This window comes from Amycolatopsis kentuckyensis (assembly GCF_002155975.1).
GTDB lineage: Bacteria > Actinomycetota > Actinomycetes > Mycobacteriales > Pseudonocardiaceae > Amycolatopsis > Amycolatopsis kentuckyensis.
On record NZ_MUMI01000632.1, the window covers coordinates 1 to 14,154 of the forward strand.

Genomic DNA, 14,154 nt, shown 5'->3' on the forward strand with positions numbered 1-14,154 from the left:
CCGCCGCCCGCCGACTGGACGCCGCCGCCGGACCCGGAGACCCGCTGGATCCCGAACCCGGAACCGTGGGAGGACCCGGCCTGGAACGAGCCGGCCCGCGTGGCGAGCCCGGTGCCCGTCGCGTCCCCCGGGTCGCGGGTCCGCCCGTACACCCGCACGGGCGGCCGCACCCGGTCCGAGCACAACCTGGCGCTGGAGGCCCTCGTCTCGACGTCCGACGACGGGCGCCGCTACCGCGGGGTCCGCTCGGTCGAGCACCGCCGGATCTGCGACCTGTGCCTGGACACCCGGTCCGTCGCCGAGATCGCCGCGCACCTGCGGCTGCCCCTCGGCGTGGTGAAGGTGCTGGTCGGCGACATGGCCGACATCGGCCTGGTGCTGATCCACCAGACCGAGCTGATCCTCGGCGACCGGTCGTCCCGCGAGTTCATGGAACGCGTCCTGGCCGGCCTGCGCGCCCTCTAGGCGGCCGGGGCGAGGTCGAGGGCCATGGTGTTGCCGGGCCCCGGCACGAACCCGTTGATCAGCGGTGTCGCCGAACCGCAGTTCTCGAAGGCGCCGATCGCGTAGGTCGATTCGAGCCGGCCGCCCTTGGCCACGGCGAACTCGTCCGAAGTCCATTCGGTCGTCACCGGCTCGGCCGTGCCGCACTCCGCGCCGACGTCGTACGGCGCCCCGTTGACGCGGACGTCGGAGAGCGTCACCGGCCAGGTCGCCGAACCGGAGAAGCCGCCGGACACCGAGCCCTCGGCGTGGCCGGGGCCGAACGTGACGGTTCCGCCGACCCGGCCCACGCCCGGCACCGAGCGGGTGACCTCGACCGGCGGCAGCGTGATCGTGCCGGAGAAGGTGCCCGGTCCGATGTCGACGGCGAACCGGCCCGGGCCGAGCTCGAGGTCGGCGGCCGGCTTCGCGATGTGGGTGGTCCCGGTGACGGTGTACGCGAAGTGGACGGGCGGCGCGGCCGCCGCCGCGGTCCCGGCTCCGCCGAGCACCGTTGCCGCGGCCAGGGCGGTCACGCGTGTTCCCCGCTTCATGCACCACGCTTACCACCGGCCCGAAGCGGTCCGGCGGGAATTCACCGGATCCGGCGTCAGTCCTCGACCAGCGCGGCCGACGTGATCCGGTGCAGCGAATAGCGCTCGTTGTTCTCGCCTTCGAGGACCCCGCCGCCGACGCGCACCGGCCGGACCACGCGCTGGCTCGCCGTTCCCCGGGAGTCCACGAACCCGATCCACACCTCGCGGCGCTCCAGCGTCGCCCGGGACAGCAGTTCCAGCGTCGCCGACGTGTCCGCGCCGCCGCCGACCGGTGCTCGCACCGCGGAACCGCGGCGGCGGGCCGAAGCCGCGTCGCCCGCGCGGAGGTTGGAGACGATCCGGGCCGCCTGGTCCTCCGTCAGCACCGCCTGCTCGCCCGGGCTGCGGCGGGCCGCGCGGGCCTTGGCCGGCAGGCGGCGGCCGCCGGGCCGGATGTCGACCACCCGGCCGTCCGGGCCCTCCGCCGCCGGGGCGAAGCCGGCGCCGCGCAGGGCCGCCAGGACCTCGTGCAGGGGGTCCGGGCTGATCACGACCGTCGGCGCGATCAGCCGCAGCGCGTGCTCCGCCGCGACCGGGTGGGCCAGCACCTCGGCCAGCAGCGCCTCGTCGTCGCAGCGCAGGAACGACGCCGCGACGCCGCCGCGCAGCCGTCCGTGCCGCCGGGCGACGTCGTCGATCAGGTAGCTCAGTCCCTGCGGTACCGGGGTCGCCGACTTCGACTTGAACAGCGCGTGCAGCTCGTCGGCCGTGCGGCCGGTGTCCAGCGCGCGCCGCACCGATGCCTCGGTGATCCGGTAGACCGTCGCGTGCCCCGCCGACTCGACGTCGGCCACGGCTGAGATTTCGGCCGCCAGCTCCGGTTCCAGGGGCCCGGGCGCGACGACCGTCAGGTCGGCCTGCAGCAGCACGCGGTCCACCGGCGCGGGCAGCGCGTCCAGGATCGCCTCGACCGCGCCCGGCCGGTCATCGGCGAGCAGCGCCCGCGTCGCCGTCGTGAGGCCGCCGAGCCCGACGATCCCCAGCGCGCTCGCTTCGGCCATCGTCCAGCGGACGGTCTCGTCCCGCAGCCGCCCGCCCCGGCGCGGGGCCCGCCAGGCCAGCACCGCGACCAGCTCGTCGACGCTCTTCACCCCGGCGCCCCGGGGCAGGTCGGCCAGCGCGGTGAGGACCCGCCGCCGCGCGACCGGCGCCAGCGGGCGGCGCAGGTCCTCCGACAGCGGCGCGATCGGCTTGTCCTTGGCGTCGCGCCCGCCGGCCATCCCCGGCAGCCGGGGCAGCTCCAGCCACGCCTGGGCGAGCGTCATCCACCGCTGCGCGGTCGGCGACGCGAGCCACGAGTCGGTCAGCGTCGTCGGCACCCACTCGGGGACGGTCGTCTCGCTGTCCGCGACGAGCCCGGCGCCCACGGCCAGCTCGGCCAGCAGGATCGCCTGCGCGTCGTCGATCTCCAGGTCCTTGGCGAGCTTCTTCAGTTCCCGCACGCCGAGGCCGCCCGACTTGAGCACCGGCGGCGGCGCCGCCGACCACGCGCGCAGCAGGGCTTCGGTGTGGCGCAGGAACTCCATCGCCTCACCGGCCGCCGCCTCGTCCAGGGTGGACGGCTGGTGCGGGTGGACCGGCAGGGCGGGCTCGGTGAGCGTGCCGGGCGCGAACGCCCCGCCGCGCACCGCGATGCCGAGCTCGCGCGGCAGCTCGACGGTCTGGTCGTCACGCCGCAGCAGCAGGCCGCGGGCGAGCAGCTTCTGCACCGGCGTTTCGGCCTTCTCGAGCGAGAGGTCGAGGCCGGCGTCGCGGGTGCGGCCGATCGGCGGCCCGGCGGCGAGGGCGGTCAGCACGCCGCGTTCGTCGTCGGACAGCTCGGCCAGCCGCGCGCCGAGGTCTTCGCCGGCCAGCGAAGGCACCGACGTGCCCAGCCCGGCCGGGAACGGCCCGAGCGCTTCCCGGGCCGAGGGCGGCACGCGCAGGGCGTCGTCCGGACCCCAGGTCAGGGCCCGCGCGCGCAGGCACGCCAGCGGCTCGGCGATGTCGGTGCCGACGAGCTTCGCGACGTCTTCGACCGGCACCGGGTCGCGGTCGGCGCCGGCGAGCAGGCAGGCTTCGAGCACAGCCAGGGTGAACGTGTCGAGGTCTTCGCAGGCGCGCGCGACCGAGCCCGGCGTGCCGGCCCGGGTGGCCAGCACCGTGCTGTCGGAGGGCGGGGGCGTGGACAGGTCGCGCCGCGTGCGGAGCAGCTCTGCGAGTGCGTCGTCGGACTCCGCACGCAGCCAGTCCGCCAAAGAGGTCGCGGGCATAGAAGACCAGGGTACCGGGCGGTTGCGCCGGGCTGCGCGGGCTGAGGCAGACTGTCTGCGTAAGCCGAAGACCGGTTGTGGAGGACGTTGTGGCCAAGGGTGAGAAGAAGCACAAGGGCGTCGACCCGACCTGGCCGGGCGAGGACGGCGAGCACCCCGTGACCGAGCTCGCGGCCGATCGCCAGGGCGCGCTGTCGCCGTTCGGCGACATCACCTTCCCCCTCGACACGGTGCCCTACGTGCACCCGGAGACCGAGATCAACCGCTGATCGCATAGTTACTGGTCAGTACCGGTATCGGCCCCTCGTGAGGGCGGTCACGGGAGTAGGTTTCCACCCGTCCCAGCCCACCTTTCCCACCACGGGGGTAGTGCCATGCCGGTTCCCGGTCCCGGATATTCGATCACCGTCCGGGTGGAGGCCCCGGCCTCGGTCACCGCGGCCGGTGACCTGACCGCCGCCGTCGGCCGGGTCGGCGGCGTGCTGACCGCGTTCGACGTCGTCGAGTCCCACTCCGAATCGATCGTGGTCGACATCAGCGCCAACGCGCTGTCGGAGAACCACGCGAACGACATCACCCAGACGCTGGACTCGCTGCCGGGTGTCAAGGTCCGCAAGGTCTCCGACCGGACGTTCCTGATCCACCTCGGCGGCAAGATCGAGGTCACCCCGAAGGTCGCGCTCCGCAACCGTGACGACCTCTCCCGCGCCTACACCCCGGGCGTGGCCCGCGTCTGCCAGGCGATCGCCGCCAACCCCGAGGACGCGCGCCGGCTGACCATCAAGCGCAACACGGTCGCGGTGCTGACGGACGGCTCGGCGGTGCTCGGCCTCGGCAACATCGGCCCGGCCGCCGCGCTGCCGGTGATGGAGGGCAAGGCGGCGCTGTTCAAGAAGTTCGCCGACGTCGACGCGTGGCCGGTGTGCCTGGACACCCAGGACACCGAGGAGATCATCATGATCGCCAAGGCGCTGGCCCCGGTGTACGCGGGCATCAACCTCGAGGACATCGCGGCGCCGCGCTGCTTCGAGATCGAGAAGCGCCTGCGCGAGCAGCTGGACATCCCGGTGTTCCACGACGACCAGCACGGCACGGCGATCGTGGTCGTCGCGGCGCTGCGCAACGCCCTGCGCGTGGTGGGCAAGGACATCACGGACTGCAAGATCGTGGTCAGCGGCGTCGGCGCGGCCGGTTCGGCGATCATCCGCCTCCTGCTGCAGAAGAACCCGGGCGACATCGTCGCGGCGGACATCGACGGCATCGTCCACTCGGCACGCGGCAACCTCGACGACAACCTGGCCTGGATCGCGTCGCACACGAACAAGGAGCAGGTCAGCGGCACCCTGCACGAGGCGCTGGTGGGTGCCGACGTGTTCATCGGCGTGTCAGCCCCCAACCTGTTCGGCGCCGAGCAGGTGGCGACGATGAACAAGAACGCGGTGGTCTTCGCGCTGGCCAACCCGGACCCGGAGATCGACCCGATGGAGGCCCAGAAGCACGCGGCGGTCGTGGCGACGGGCCGCAGCGACTTCCCGAACCAGATCAACAACGTCCTGGCGTTCCCGGGCGTGTTCCGGGGCCTGCTGGACGCGCACGCGCACAACATCGACGACAACATGCTGCTCGCGGCGGCCGACGCGATCGCCGACGTCGTCGACAACGGCAAGCTGAACGCGTCGTTCATCGTCCCGAGCGTGTTCGACACCGCGGTGGCGCCGGCGGTTGCGGAGGCGGTCCGGAAGGCCGTGCTCGCGGAGCGCTGATCCGGAAGTAGCCTCGGCTGGTGAGTGAACTCAGCCACGTCGACGAGACCGGTGCCGCCCGCATGGTCGACGTCTCCGGCAAGACCGCCACCGCGCGCACCGCGCTCGCCGCCGGGACCGTGCGGACCACCGCCGAGGTGCTCCGGCTGCTGGCCACCGACGGCCTTCCCAAGGGCGACGCCCTGGCGACCGCGCGCATCGCCGGGATCATGGGCGCCAAGCGCGTGCCCGAGCTGATCCCGTTGTGCCACCAGATCGCGCTGTCGGGGGTCAAGGTCGAGTTCACGCTCGGCGAGGCCGAGGTCGGCATCCGCGCGACGGCGAAGACCACCGACGTCACCGGCGTCGAGATGGAAGCGCTGACCGCGGTGGCCGTCGCCGGGCTGACCCTGCACGACATGATCAAGGCCGTCGACCCGGCGGCGACGCTGGACGAGGTCCGCCTGCTCCGCAAGGACGGCGGCAAGACCGGAACCTGGGAGCGGCCGTGAAGCGCAGCGCGCGCGTGATCGTGGCGTCCAACCGCGCCGCGAAGGGCGTCTACGAGGACAAGACCGGCCCGGTGATCGCCGCCTGGCTGGCGGACCGCGGGTACGACGTGCCGGCGCCGGTCGTCGTCGAGGACGGCGACCCGGTGGGTGTCGCGCTGCGGGCGGCGCTGGCCGACGGGGTCGCCGTGGTGCTCACCACCGGCGGCACCGGCATCTCGCCGACCGACCGCACCCCGGACGTCACCCGCGCGGTCCTGGACCACGAGCTGCCGGGTGTCGCGGACGCGATCCGCGCGGCCGGCCTGCCGAAGGTGCCGACCGCGGTGCTGTCGCGCGGTGTGGCGGGGGTGGCGGGCCGGACCCTGGTGGTGAACCTCCCGGGCTCCAGCGGCGGCGTCAAGGACGGCCTGGGCGTGCTGGACGGCGTCCTGGAGCACGCCGTCGACCAGCTGGCGGGCGGCGACCACCCGCGTCCCTCGGCGCCGGCCCCCTCGGTGCGGGTCGCGCGAGCCCTGGTGACCGAGGAGCCGCTGTCGGTCGAGGAGCACGCCCGCCTGGTCGAGGACGACGCGGCGGGCGCGGTGGTGACGTTCGCGGGCGTGGTCCGCGACCACGACGGCGGCAAGGGCGTCCGCGACCTGACGTACGAAGGCCACCCGAGCGCGAGCCAGGTGATCGCCGACGTCGTCGCGGACCTGTCGGCGCGCTGGACCGGCGTCCGCGCGGTGGCCGTGAGCCACCGGCTGGGGGCGCTGACGATCGGCGACGTCGCCCTGGCCTGCGCCGTGGCGGCGGAGCACCGCGGGCAGGCCTTCTCGGCGTGCTCGGAGCTGGTGGACGAGGTCAAGGCGCGGCTGCCGGTCTGGAAGCACCAGCACTTCACCGACGGCTCGGACGAGTGGGTCAACTCGCCGTGATCCGGAACGCCGCGACCCGGTCGGCGGCCGCGGCGAACTGGTCCGGATCGGCGGCGGTGACCAGCCCCAGCTTGACGAACATCGGCACCCCGCCCGGCACCTCGCGCGGGAAGGCCCGCATGACCTGCGCGCGGGTTGCGGCGTCGGTGACCTCCTCGAGCGTCACGGCCTGCTTCCGGCGTCCGTAGGCGAGCTCGCCGCGGCCCGCGGCGCGGACGTTGCGCGCCCAGTCGCCGTCCGGCAGCCCGGCGACAACGTACCGGTGGCCGTCGACGGTGAGCGGGGAGACCGGAGTGGGCCGTGGCACGCCCGAGCGGCGGCCGGGGACGGTCAGGACGTGGATGGTGCCCAGGCGCAGCCCCATGCTGGTCAGGAGGCGGACGAGGCGGTTGGCGGGACGGAGCCAGCCGGGCAGGTCGGCGTGGGTCGGCACGGCAAATCCTTTCGATTATCGAAATACTTACCGGCCAAGGTAGACTCTTTCGAGTGTCGAAGCAATCACGGGTCACCGAGGCCACGCTCGCCGCGGCGGCGTTCGGTGCGGCCAACGACGTGGTGGACGAGGCGGCGGCCGCGGCGTTCGGCGTGAACCGCACGGACCTGCGCATCATCGGCCTGGTGGCGGCAGCGGGGACGTTGACGGCGGGCAAGCTGGCCGCGGAGGCGAACCTGAGCCCGGCCGCGACCACGACGGCGATCCAGCGGCTCACGAACGCGGGCCACCTGACGCGTCGCACGGACGCGGACGACCGGCGCCGGGCGGTGGTGGAGCTGACCCCGAAGGCGGCGGGGCTGCTGGAGGAGGTCTACGGGCCGATCGAGCGGGCGGGCCGGGCCCTGCTGGCGGGCTACTCGCCGGAGCAGCTGGAGCTGGTGATCGAGGTCCTGCGCAAGGGCGAGCGGATGCAGCTGGCGGAGGCGGAGCGGATCCGGGCGCGCTGAGAGCGTGTCTCCGCCGCGCGGGGGGAAGTTGTGCAAGACGCGGCGTTGGCGCGCCTGTGGGGCCGCTGGAGGCCGTTTTCGGGGGCCTGGGGTGTCACCGGGGCGCTTGACGCGCCAGAGGTCCGTGGAACGCGTGAAGGGCTCCCACCGCCCGGGGGATCGGCGGTGGGAGCCCTGTCAGGTCACGGCTCGAGGCCGGACTCGCGCATCACTGCGTGATCGTCACTTGGTGGCGATCTTCTGCCCGACGAGGATCAGGTCCGCGTTCGGGATGTACTTCGCGTTCAGGTCCTGCAGCTTCTGGTAGCCGCCCTGGACGTTGAACTGCTTGGCGATCTTGGACAGCGTGTCGCCCGCCACGACGGTGTAGTCACCGGCCGGGTTGGAGCTGCTCACGCCGGTCGCCGCGGGGGCGGCCGGGGCCGACGCCGCCTTCTTCGGGGCGGGCGCGGTCGTGCTCTTCTTCGGGGTCACCTTCTTGGTGACCTTGCCGGTGGCCTTGGGGGCCGCCGAACCGCTGCCGCCCTTCTTGCCGCAGACCGGCCAGGCGCCGATGCCCTGACCCTGCAGGACGCGCTCGGCCACGGCGATCTGCTGCTCGCGGGAAGCGTTCGCCGCGCTGCCGGTGCCGCCGTAGGCCTTCCAGGTGCTCTGCGAGAACTGCAGGCCGCCGTAGTAGCCGTTGCCGGTGTTGGTGTTCCAGTTGCCGCTGCTCTCGCACTGCGCGATGGCGTCCCAGTTGGTCGCCGACGCGGGGGTCGCGGCGATCGCGAGGGGAGCGCCGACCGCGATGCCCGCGATGGCGACGCGAGCGACGGTGCGGGTGGCTGCGGACATCTTGCGGTGCTTGCCTCGGTAAGACATTTGGATGCTTCTCGGTTTCCCAGCGCCTACGAACCGGTGTGAGGGTCAGGATCGGGGTCCTGGCGCCGACCGTCTCAGGCCGGCAGACGAGTCCGACGCACGGCGCGTCTTCGTCGTCCCCTCGCCCCTGTCCGGAAATGCTTTCGCTCGGGGTATGGGTCCGGGGATCCGTCGGACAGGGCTAGGCGCTACGGATTCCCGGTCGTGCTGGTTGGTCGGGGCCAACCGAAAAGCGACGGTACGTAACGATGGCCGTGATCGGAAATTATTCGAGGCGTGACCTACGTCACAGTAACGGCACGCAACCCCGTCCGATACGCCTGTTGATGCAGGTCAGAGGGCCGTTATCTGCCCGTTTCCTACCCGAGATAAAACACGGATCGTGAGGCTTGCATCACGTGTTTCGGGTAGCGAATGGGCCATTCGCGCCGCCCGGATCGCGATTGAAGCGCGCATCTTATGGGCCCGCGGGGGACGGCGCCAGACTTGACAATCGTGCCCCACTTGCCCCAAGAGTCACAGGAGTCCCACCTGTTCGTGGGGTTTCCCGACCCGGTCGGAGCGATCCCGGCCGCCGCACCCCCGCGCTGACGCCGACACAGGGCGACGGACCAGGTGAAACGGGTCACCGGAAGGCGTGGTGGCCGGTCGCGATCAGCTTCCCGCGAACACCCGGAATCGGTGACGCGCCACGCCGAGGGCCGAAAGGCCGGTCGCCGAGCGGTCGGCCCCCGTACCCGAGCGGTCGCCGGTTTACAGGGAGAACGAACCCTCGGCGCCTCCGCCGGACGGAGCAACTCCTTACGGCTTCGGCCGTGTCGACCCCTCAATCACGCGAGTTGACCCTCCAGACACGCGTGCCGACCCTTCAAGCACGCGAGCGGGGCCCGTGGCGGTCAGCCGCCGGCGAAGGGGGGGAGGACGTCCAGCTCGGCGCCGTCCCGCAGGGGGCGGGCCAGGTCGCGGACCGCGATGCCGTCCAGCAGGTAGCTGACCGCCTCCAGCAGCCGCGGCAGGCCCACCGGGTGGAGGCGGCGCAGCTCGGCCACCGCGTCGGCGACCGACGCCCCGGCCGGCAGCTGCACCTTCTCCTCTTCGACACCCGCCGCGGCCCGCGCCGACGCGAAGTACCGCACCACGATGGTCACCGTCGCCACGTCAACCGCCGATCGCGCTCATCGGCCGGATCGGCTGCGCGAACCCGGCGTCGTTGATCTCGTGCCCGGCGAGCTTGCCCCACATCGTCGCCCGCCAGGCGTCCGCGACCTCCTCATCGCGCGCGCCCGCGCGCACGAGGGACCGCAGATCCGTTTCGTCGTTGCTGAACAGGCACGAGCGCACCGCCCCGTCGGCCGTCAGCCGCGTCCGTTCGCAGGCCGAGCAGAACGGCCGGGTCACCGACGCGATCACGCCGACGTCGCCGGGGCCGCCGTCGACCAGCCAGCGCTCGGCCGGCGCACCGCCCCGCGCCACCGGGAACGGCGTCAGCGTGAACTCCGCCTCCAGCATCGAAAGGATTTCCGCCGCGGTGATCATCTCGCCGCGGTTCCAGCCGTGCTGGGCGTCCAGCGGCATCTGCTCGATGAACCGCAGGTGGTAGCCCTCGTCGAGGCAGAACTTCAGCAGCGGCACGGCTTCGGTCTCGTTGAGCCCGCGGATCAGCACGGCGTTGACCTTCACCGGCGACATCCCGGCGTCCCGCGCCGCGGCGAGGCCCGCGATCACGTGCGAGAGCCGGTCGCGGCGGGTGATCGTCTTGAACAGCTCGGGGTCGACGGTGTCGAGCGAGACGTTGATCCGGTCCAGCCCCGCCCCGGCGAGGGCCGCCGCGCGGCGCGCCAGCCCGATCCCGTTGGTGGTCATGGACAGCCGCGGCCGGGGCGACAACGCCGTGATCTGCGCGACGAGGTCCTCGAGGCCCGGCCGCAGCAGCGGTTCGCCGCCGGTGAGCCGGATGTCGGTGACGCCCAGCATTTCGACGGCGATCCGCATCAGCCGGACCAGCTCGTCGTCGGTCAGCACTTGCTCGCCGGGCATCCAGTCGAGGCCCTCCGCGGGCATGCAGTAGGTGCAGCGCAGGTTGCACCGGTCCGTCAGGGAAACCCGCAGATCGGTGGCCACCCGGCCGAAGGTGTCGATGAGATGGGGGTTCTCGGGCCGGGGCACGCGAGAAGATCCTCGTGTACCGGGGACGCGAGGAAACCCGAGATCCACTGCTGTCATTACGCACAGAGTAGCTCCGCAACGGCCCCTTGGGATACTTTGCGCAGTGAGTGGTTCAGTGGACGAACTAACGAGGGCCCGTGACGGAAAAGACTTACCCGGTCACCGATGAGGAACTCTTCCGCTTCGCGGAATTGGGCAGGCAGGGCAGCACCTTCACCGTCCTGCGGCACGCCAGGATCGCCGAGCGGATGGGCCTGTCCGGCACCGACCACAAGACGTTCGACCTGGTGATCCAGGCCGGTGGACCGCTCACCGCCGGCCGGATCGCCGGCCTGACCGGCCTGTCCACCGGCGCGGTCACCGGCGTCATCGACCGGCTGGAGAAGGTCGGCCTGGTCCGCCGCGTGCGCGACCCCGAGGACCGCCGCAAGGTCCTGGTCGAGGTGGTGCCGGGAGCGGCCGAGCGCTTCGCGCCGCTCTTCGAGTCGGCCTTCGACGCCCTCCGCGAGCAGCTCGCGCAGTTCTCCCCGGCCGAGCGAAAAGTTATCGAGCGTTATCAGAACGTCATCCTCGAACAGCTGCGCGCCGAAGTGATGGGCGAGGCGCGCCCCGCATAGCTTTTCCTCAACTGCGGAGATAATGTCTGCGGCATGCCGCAATTTCGGTTGTCCGAGGCCGCGCGCCTGCTCGGCGTCAGCGACGACACCGTCCGGAGGTGGGTGCGCGCGGGGCAGCTGACCGCGACCGACGACGCCGCCGGCCGCAAGGTCGTCGACGGCGCCCAGCTCGCCGGGTTCGCCCGGGCGCAGGCCGCCGCGCCCGACGACCCGTCGGCGGTCGGCCGGTCCGCCCGCAATAGGTTCGTGGGGCTGGTCACCGAGGTCATCACCGACAAGGTGATGGCTCAGGTGGAACTGCAGTGCGGGGCGCACCGCGTGGTGTCCCTGATGAGTACCGAAGCCGTCCGCGAGCTGGGCCTGCGCCCGGGGGTGCTCGCGGTCGCGGTGGTCAAAGCGACCACTGTTGTGGTGGAGACACCGGAAGGAAGTAAATGAAGAAGCTCGCTCTCGCCGTGGCGGCCGTCGCCCTGTTCGCGGGCGCGTGCAGCAGCTCGGACGAGCCCAGCACGCAGCCCGGCGCGTCGGTCACCGCGCCCGCGCCCAAGGGGGCCGCGAACGCCGGTGGCGGCACGCTGACCGTGTTCGCCGCCGCGTCGCTCACCGAGTCGTTCACCGCGCTCGGCAAGGCGTTCGAGGCCAAGCACCCGGGCACCACCGTGAAGTTCAGCTTCGCGGGCTCGTCCGGCCTGGTCCAGCAGCTGACCAACGGCGCCAAGGCGGACGTCTTCGCCTCGGCCGACCAGGCCACCATGGACAAGGCCGTCCAGGGCGGCGTGATCGACGGCCAGCCGACGGTCTTCGGGACCAACAAGCTCGCCATCGCGGTCGCCCCCGGCAACCCCAAGGGCATCAAGTCGTTCGCCGACCTGAACAAGCCTGGCCTGACCGTGATCACCTGCGCGCCGCAGGTGCCGTGCGGTGCGGCGGCCAAGAAGGTCGAGACGGCGACCGGCGTCACGCTCAAGCCGAAGAGCGAAGAGCAGGACGTCAAGCAGGTGCTGAACAAGGTCGCCTCCGGTGACGCCGACGCGGGCCTCGTCTACGTCACCGACACGACGTCGGCCGCGGGCAAGGTCGACAAGGTCGACTTCCCCGAGGCGGCCCAGGCGGTCAACAGCTACCCGATCGCCGTGGTCAAGGGCGGCCAGGGCGCGCTGGCCAAGGAGTTCGACGACTTCGTCCTCGGTGCCGAAGGCAAGAACGAGCTGACGAAGGCCGGGTTCGGCCCTGCGCAGTAAGCGGCTCGCGAACGGCCGGCCGGGATCCGTCCCGGCCGGCCGTTCGCGCGTCCCGTGGGTCCTGGCCGTCCCGGCCACCCTCGCGCTGGCGCTCGTGGTGCTGCCGGTGGTCGGCCTGCTGGTGCGCTCGGACCTGACGCGGCTGCCGTCGCTGATCGTCACGCCGTCGTCCTGGCACGCGCTGCGGCTGTCGCTGATCACGGCCGGGTTGTCCACGCTGGTCTGTGTGCTGCTCGGCGTGCCGCTGGCCGTCGTCCTCGCCCGGGCCCGCTTCCGCGGGGTCCGGCTGCTGCGCTCCATCGTGCTGCTGCCCCTGGTGCTGCCGCCGGTGGTCGGCGGTCTCGCGCTGCTCTACCTGCTCGGCCGCAAGGGCTTCCTCGGCGCGCTGATCACCGCGTTGACCGGGGAGTCGGTCCCGTTCACCACGGCCGCCGTCGTCATCGCGCAGACGTTCGTCGCGATGCCGTTCCTGGTCGTCAGCCTCGAAGGGGCGCTGCGCGGCTCCGGCGACCGCTACGAGCAGGTCGCCGCGACGCTCGGCGCGCGCCCGTGGACCGTCTTCCGGCGGGTCACGCTGCCGCTGCTGCTGCCCGCGCTGGGCTCCGGTGTCGTCCTCAGCTTCGCCCGCGCGCTCGGCGAGTTCGGGGCGACGATCACCTTCGCCGGCAGCCTCGAAGACGTCACGCGCACGCTGCCACTCGAGGTCTACACGCAGGCCGAGGTGGACATCGACAGCGCCGTGGCGCTCTCGCTGCTGCTCATCGTCGTGGCGGTCGTCGTGATCGCCGTCGCGCGGCCGCGCGCGTGGGAAGGCGGGCTCCGGTGAGCCTGACTGCCCGGATCACCGCCGTGCGCGGCTCGTTTTCGCTGGACGTCGAGCTCGACGTGCCCACCGGAACGGTGCTGGCCCTGCTCGGCCCCAACGGCTCGGGCAAGTCGACGGTGCTGGGCTGCCTCGCCGGGCTGATCACGCCGGCGTCCGCGGAAATCGCCGTGGCCGGGCGCGCGCTGGCCGGCATCGCGCCGCACCGCCGGGGGATCGGCCTGCTCTCCCAGGACGCCCTGCTCTTCCCGCACCTCTCGGCGGCGGACAACGTCGCCTTTTCGCCGCGCTCGACCGGCGCCGGCCGCCGCGCCGCCCGGGAGCGCGCCTTCCACTGGCTGGCCGAGGTCGACGCCGTCGCGCTGGCCGACCGGCGGCCGGGACAGCTGTCCGGCGGCCAGGCCCAGCGCGTCGCGATCGCCAGGGCGCTGGCCGCCGAGCCGGACCTCCTGCTGCTCGACGAGCCCTTCGCCGCCCTCGACGTCGACGCCGCACCGGCCATCCGCGGCCTGCTGCGAAGGGTCCTCAAGACCGGGCCGACGACCGTGCTGGTCACGCACGACCCGCTGGACGCGCTCGCGCTCGCCGACCACGTCGCGGTGCTGAACGACGGCCGGATCGTCGAACGCGGCCCGACCCGCGAAGTGCTTTCGGCCCCGCGGACGGCGTTCACCGCGCGGATCGCCGGTCTCAACCTGGTCGCCGGGACCGCCGTCGCCGAAGGGCTGCGGACGGCGTCCGGCGAGGTCGTCAGCGGCCTCCCGGCGGCCGACGTGGTGCCGGGGGAGCCGGTGGTGGCGGTGTTCCCGCCGAACGCCGTCGCCGTCTACCCGCACGACGGCGAGCACCGCGGCAGCCCGCGCAACACCACCGGCGCCGTCGTCGCCGCCCTGGAGCCGCACGGGCCGGTGATCCGGGTCCGGGCCGAGGGCGACGGCTGGGCCCACGGCCTCACCGCCGACCTCACCCCGGCCGCCGTCGCCGAGCTCGCCCTGGAGC

General features: G+C 72.8%; 17 protein-coding genes. 11 read left to right on the forward strand and 6 right to left on the reverse strand.

What is annotated here, in order from left to right:
- Positions 1-465, forward strand: a 465-nt coding sequence (locus CCN39_RS44200) for a DUF742 domain-containing protein (protein ID WP_143264390.1), incomplete at its 5' end; no start/stop codon positions are given.
- Here the strand turns inward: CCN39_RS44200 and CCN39_RS44205 are convergent.
- Both CCN39_RS44205 and CCN39_RS44210 read right to left on the reverse strand, forming a co-directional pair.
- Positions 462-1,019, reverse strand: coding sequence for a hypothetical protein (locus tag CCN39_RS44205; RefSeq protein WP_086852734.1), 558 nt, complete (start codon positions 1,017-1,019; stop codon positions 462-464). The two genes, CCN39_RS44200 and CCN39_RS44205, sit on opposite strands and share 4 nt — an antisense overlap.
- A gap of 74 nt (positions 1,020-1,093) precedes the next feature.
- Positions 1,094-3,331: a helicase-associated domain-containing protein gene (locus CCN39_RS44210; protein WP_086852736.1), complete on the reverse strand. Its 2,238-nt coding sequence runs from the start codon at positions 3,329-3,331 to the stop codon at positions 1,094-1,096.
- A gap of 89 nt (positions 3,332-3,420) precedes the next feature.
- On the opposite strand from CCN39_RS44210, the gene CCN39_RS44215 reads away from it, so the two are divergent.
- The 4 genes from CCN39_RS44215 to CCN39_RS44230 all read left to right on the forward strand — a co-directional run bounded on the left by CCN39_RS44215 (position 3,421) and on the right by CCN39_RS44230 (position 6,502).
- Positions 3,421-3,600 (forward strand): hypothetical protein, encoded by a 180-nt coding sequence (locus tag CCN39_RS44215; protein WP_086852738.1) that lies wholly within the window; start codon positions 3,421-3,423, stop codon positions 3,598-3,600.
- Positions 3,601-3,705: 105 nt separating this feature from the next.
- Positions 3,706-5,094 carry an NAD-dependent malic enzyme gene (locus CCN39_RS44220; RefSeq protein ID WP_086852740.1) on the forward strand — a complete coding sequence of 463 codons (1,389 nt, stop codon included), beginning with the start codon at positions 3,706-3,708 and terminating at the stop codon, positions 5,092-5,094.
- A 20-nt stretch (positions 5,095-5,114) separates the two neighbouring features.
- Positions 5,115-5,585, forward strand: coding sequence for a cyclic pyranopterin monophosphate synthase MoaC (gene moaC, locus CCN39_RS44225; RefSeq protein ID WP_086852742.1), 471 nt, complete (start codon positions 5,115-5,117; stop codon positions 5,583-5,585).
- Positions 5,582-6,502, forward strand: coding sequence for a molybdenum cofactor biosynthesis protein MoaE (locus CCN39_RS44230; protein WP_086852744.1), 921 nt, complete (start codon positions 5,582-5,584; stop codon positions 6,500-6,502). Before moaC ends, CCN39_RS44230 begins: the two co-directional genes overlap by 4 nt.
- Here CCN39_RS44230 and CCN39_RS44235 read toward each other — a convergent pair.
- Positions 6,489-6,935, reverse strand: coding sequence for a nitroreductase family deazaflavin-dependent oxidoreductase (locus tag CCN39_RS44235; protein WP_244211294.1), 447 nt, complete (start codon positions 6,933-6,935; stop codon positions 6,489-6,491). The genes CCN39_RS44230 and CCN39_RS44235 overlap by 14 nt on opposite strands.
- Before the next feature lie 53 nt (positions 6,936-6,988).
- Here CCN39_RS44235 and CCN39_RS49820 point away from each other — a divergent pair, with 53 nt between their 5' ends.
- A complete protein-coding gene (locus CCN39_RS49820; RefSeq protein WP_143264391.1) occupies positions 6,989-7,444 on the forward strand; it encodes a MarR family winged helix-turn-helix transcriptional regulator in 456 nt (151 codons plus the stop codon).
- 222 nt (positions 7,445-7,666) lie between these two features.
- On the opposite strand, the gene CCN39_RS52695 is transcribed toward CCN39_RS49820, so the two are convergent.
- The 3 genes from CCN39_RS52695 to moaA form a co-directional block, all read right to left on the reverse strand.
- Positions 7,667-8,308 (reverse strand): LysM peptidoglycan-binding domain-containing protein, encoded by a 642-nt coding sequence (locus CCN39_RS52695; protein ID WP_086852745.1) that lies wholly within the window; start codon positions 8,306-8,308, stop codon positions 7,667-7,669.
- An 896-nt stretch (positions 8,309-9,204) separates the two neighbouring features.
- Positions 9,205-9,456 (reverse strand): MoaD/ThiS family protein, encoded by a 252-nt coding sequence (locus CCN39_RS44255; protein ID WP_086852762.1) that lies wholly within the window; start codon positions 9,454-9,456, stop codon positions 9,205-9,207.
- A 10-nt stretch (positions 9,457-9,466) separates the two neighbouring features.
- Positions 9,467-10,474 (reverse strand): GTP 3',8-cyclase MoaA, encoded by a 1,008-nt coding sequence (moaA, locus tag CCN39_RS44260; protein WP_086852747.1) that lies wholly within the window; start codon positions 10,472-10,474, stop codon positions 9,467-9,469.
- 137 nt (positions 10,475-10,611) lie between these two features.
- Here moaA and CCN39_RS44265 point away from each other — a divergent pair, with 137 nt between their 5' ends.
- The 5 genes from CCN39_RS44265 to CCN39_RS44285 form a co-directional block, all read left to right on the forward strand.
- On the forward strand, positions 10,612-11,091 hold the full coding sequence (locus CCN39_RS44265) for a MarR family winged helix-turn-helix transcriptional regulator (protein WP_086852749.1): 480 nt from the start codon (positions 10,612-10,614) through the stop codon (positions 11,089-11,091).
- Between the two features lie 33 nt (positions 11,092-11,124).
- A complete protein-coding gene (locus tag CCN39_RS44270) occupies positions 11,125-11,529 on the forward strand; it encodes a TOBE domain-containing protein (protein ID WP_086852751.1) in 405 nt (134 codons plus the stop codon).
- Positions 11,526-12,332: a molybdate ABC transporter substrate-binding protein gene (gene modA / locus CCN39_RS44275; protein WP_086852753.1), complete on the forward strand. Its 807-nt coding sequence runs from the start codon at positions 11,526-11,528 to the stop codon at positions 12,330-12,332. The genes CCN39_RS44270 and modA overlap by 4 nt, the downstream gene beginning before the upstream one ends.
- Before the next feature lie 94 nt (positions 12,333-12,426).
- Positions 12,427-13,158 carry an ABC transporter permease gene (locus CCN39_RS44280; protein ID WP_434781162.1) on the forward strand — a complete coding sequence of 244 codons (732 nt, stop codon included), beginning with the start codon at positions 12,427-12,429 and terminating at the stop codon, positions 13,156-13,158.
- The coding region (locus tag CCN39_RS44285; RefSeq protein WP_086852758.1) for a sulfate/molybdate ABC transporter ATP-binding protein at positions 13,155-14,154 on the forward strand (1,000 nt) is incomplete at its 3' end. The genes CCN39_RS44280 and CCN39_RS44285, both read left to right, overlap by 4 nt.

Coding starts and splice junctions, on each gene's coding strand:
- CCN39_RS44270 (WP_086852751.1), top strand. CDS start 11,125: ATGCCGCAATTTCGGTTGTCCGAGGCCGCGCGCCTGCTCGGCGTCAGC.
- modA (WP_086852753.1), top strand. CDS start 11,526: ATGAAGAAGCTCGCTCTCGCCGTGGCGGCCGTCGCCCTGTTCGCGGGC.
- CCN39_RS44210 (WP_086852736.1), bottom strand. CDS start 3,331: ATGCCCGCGACCTCTTTGGCGGACTGGCTGCGTGCGGAGTCCGACGAC.
- CCN39_RS52695 (WP_086852745.1), bottom strand. CDS start 8,308: ATGTCTTACCGAGGCAAGCACCGCAAGATGTCCGCAGCCACCCGCACC.
- CCN39_RS44220 (WP_086852740.1), top strand. CDS start 3,706: ATGCCGGTTCCCGGTCCCGGATATTCGATCACCGTCCGGGTGGAGGCC.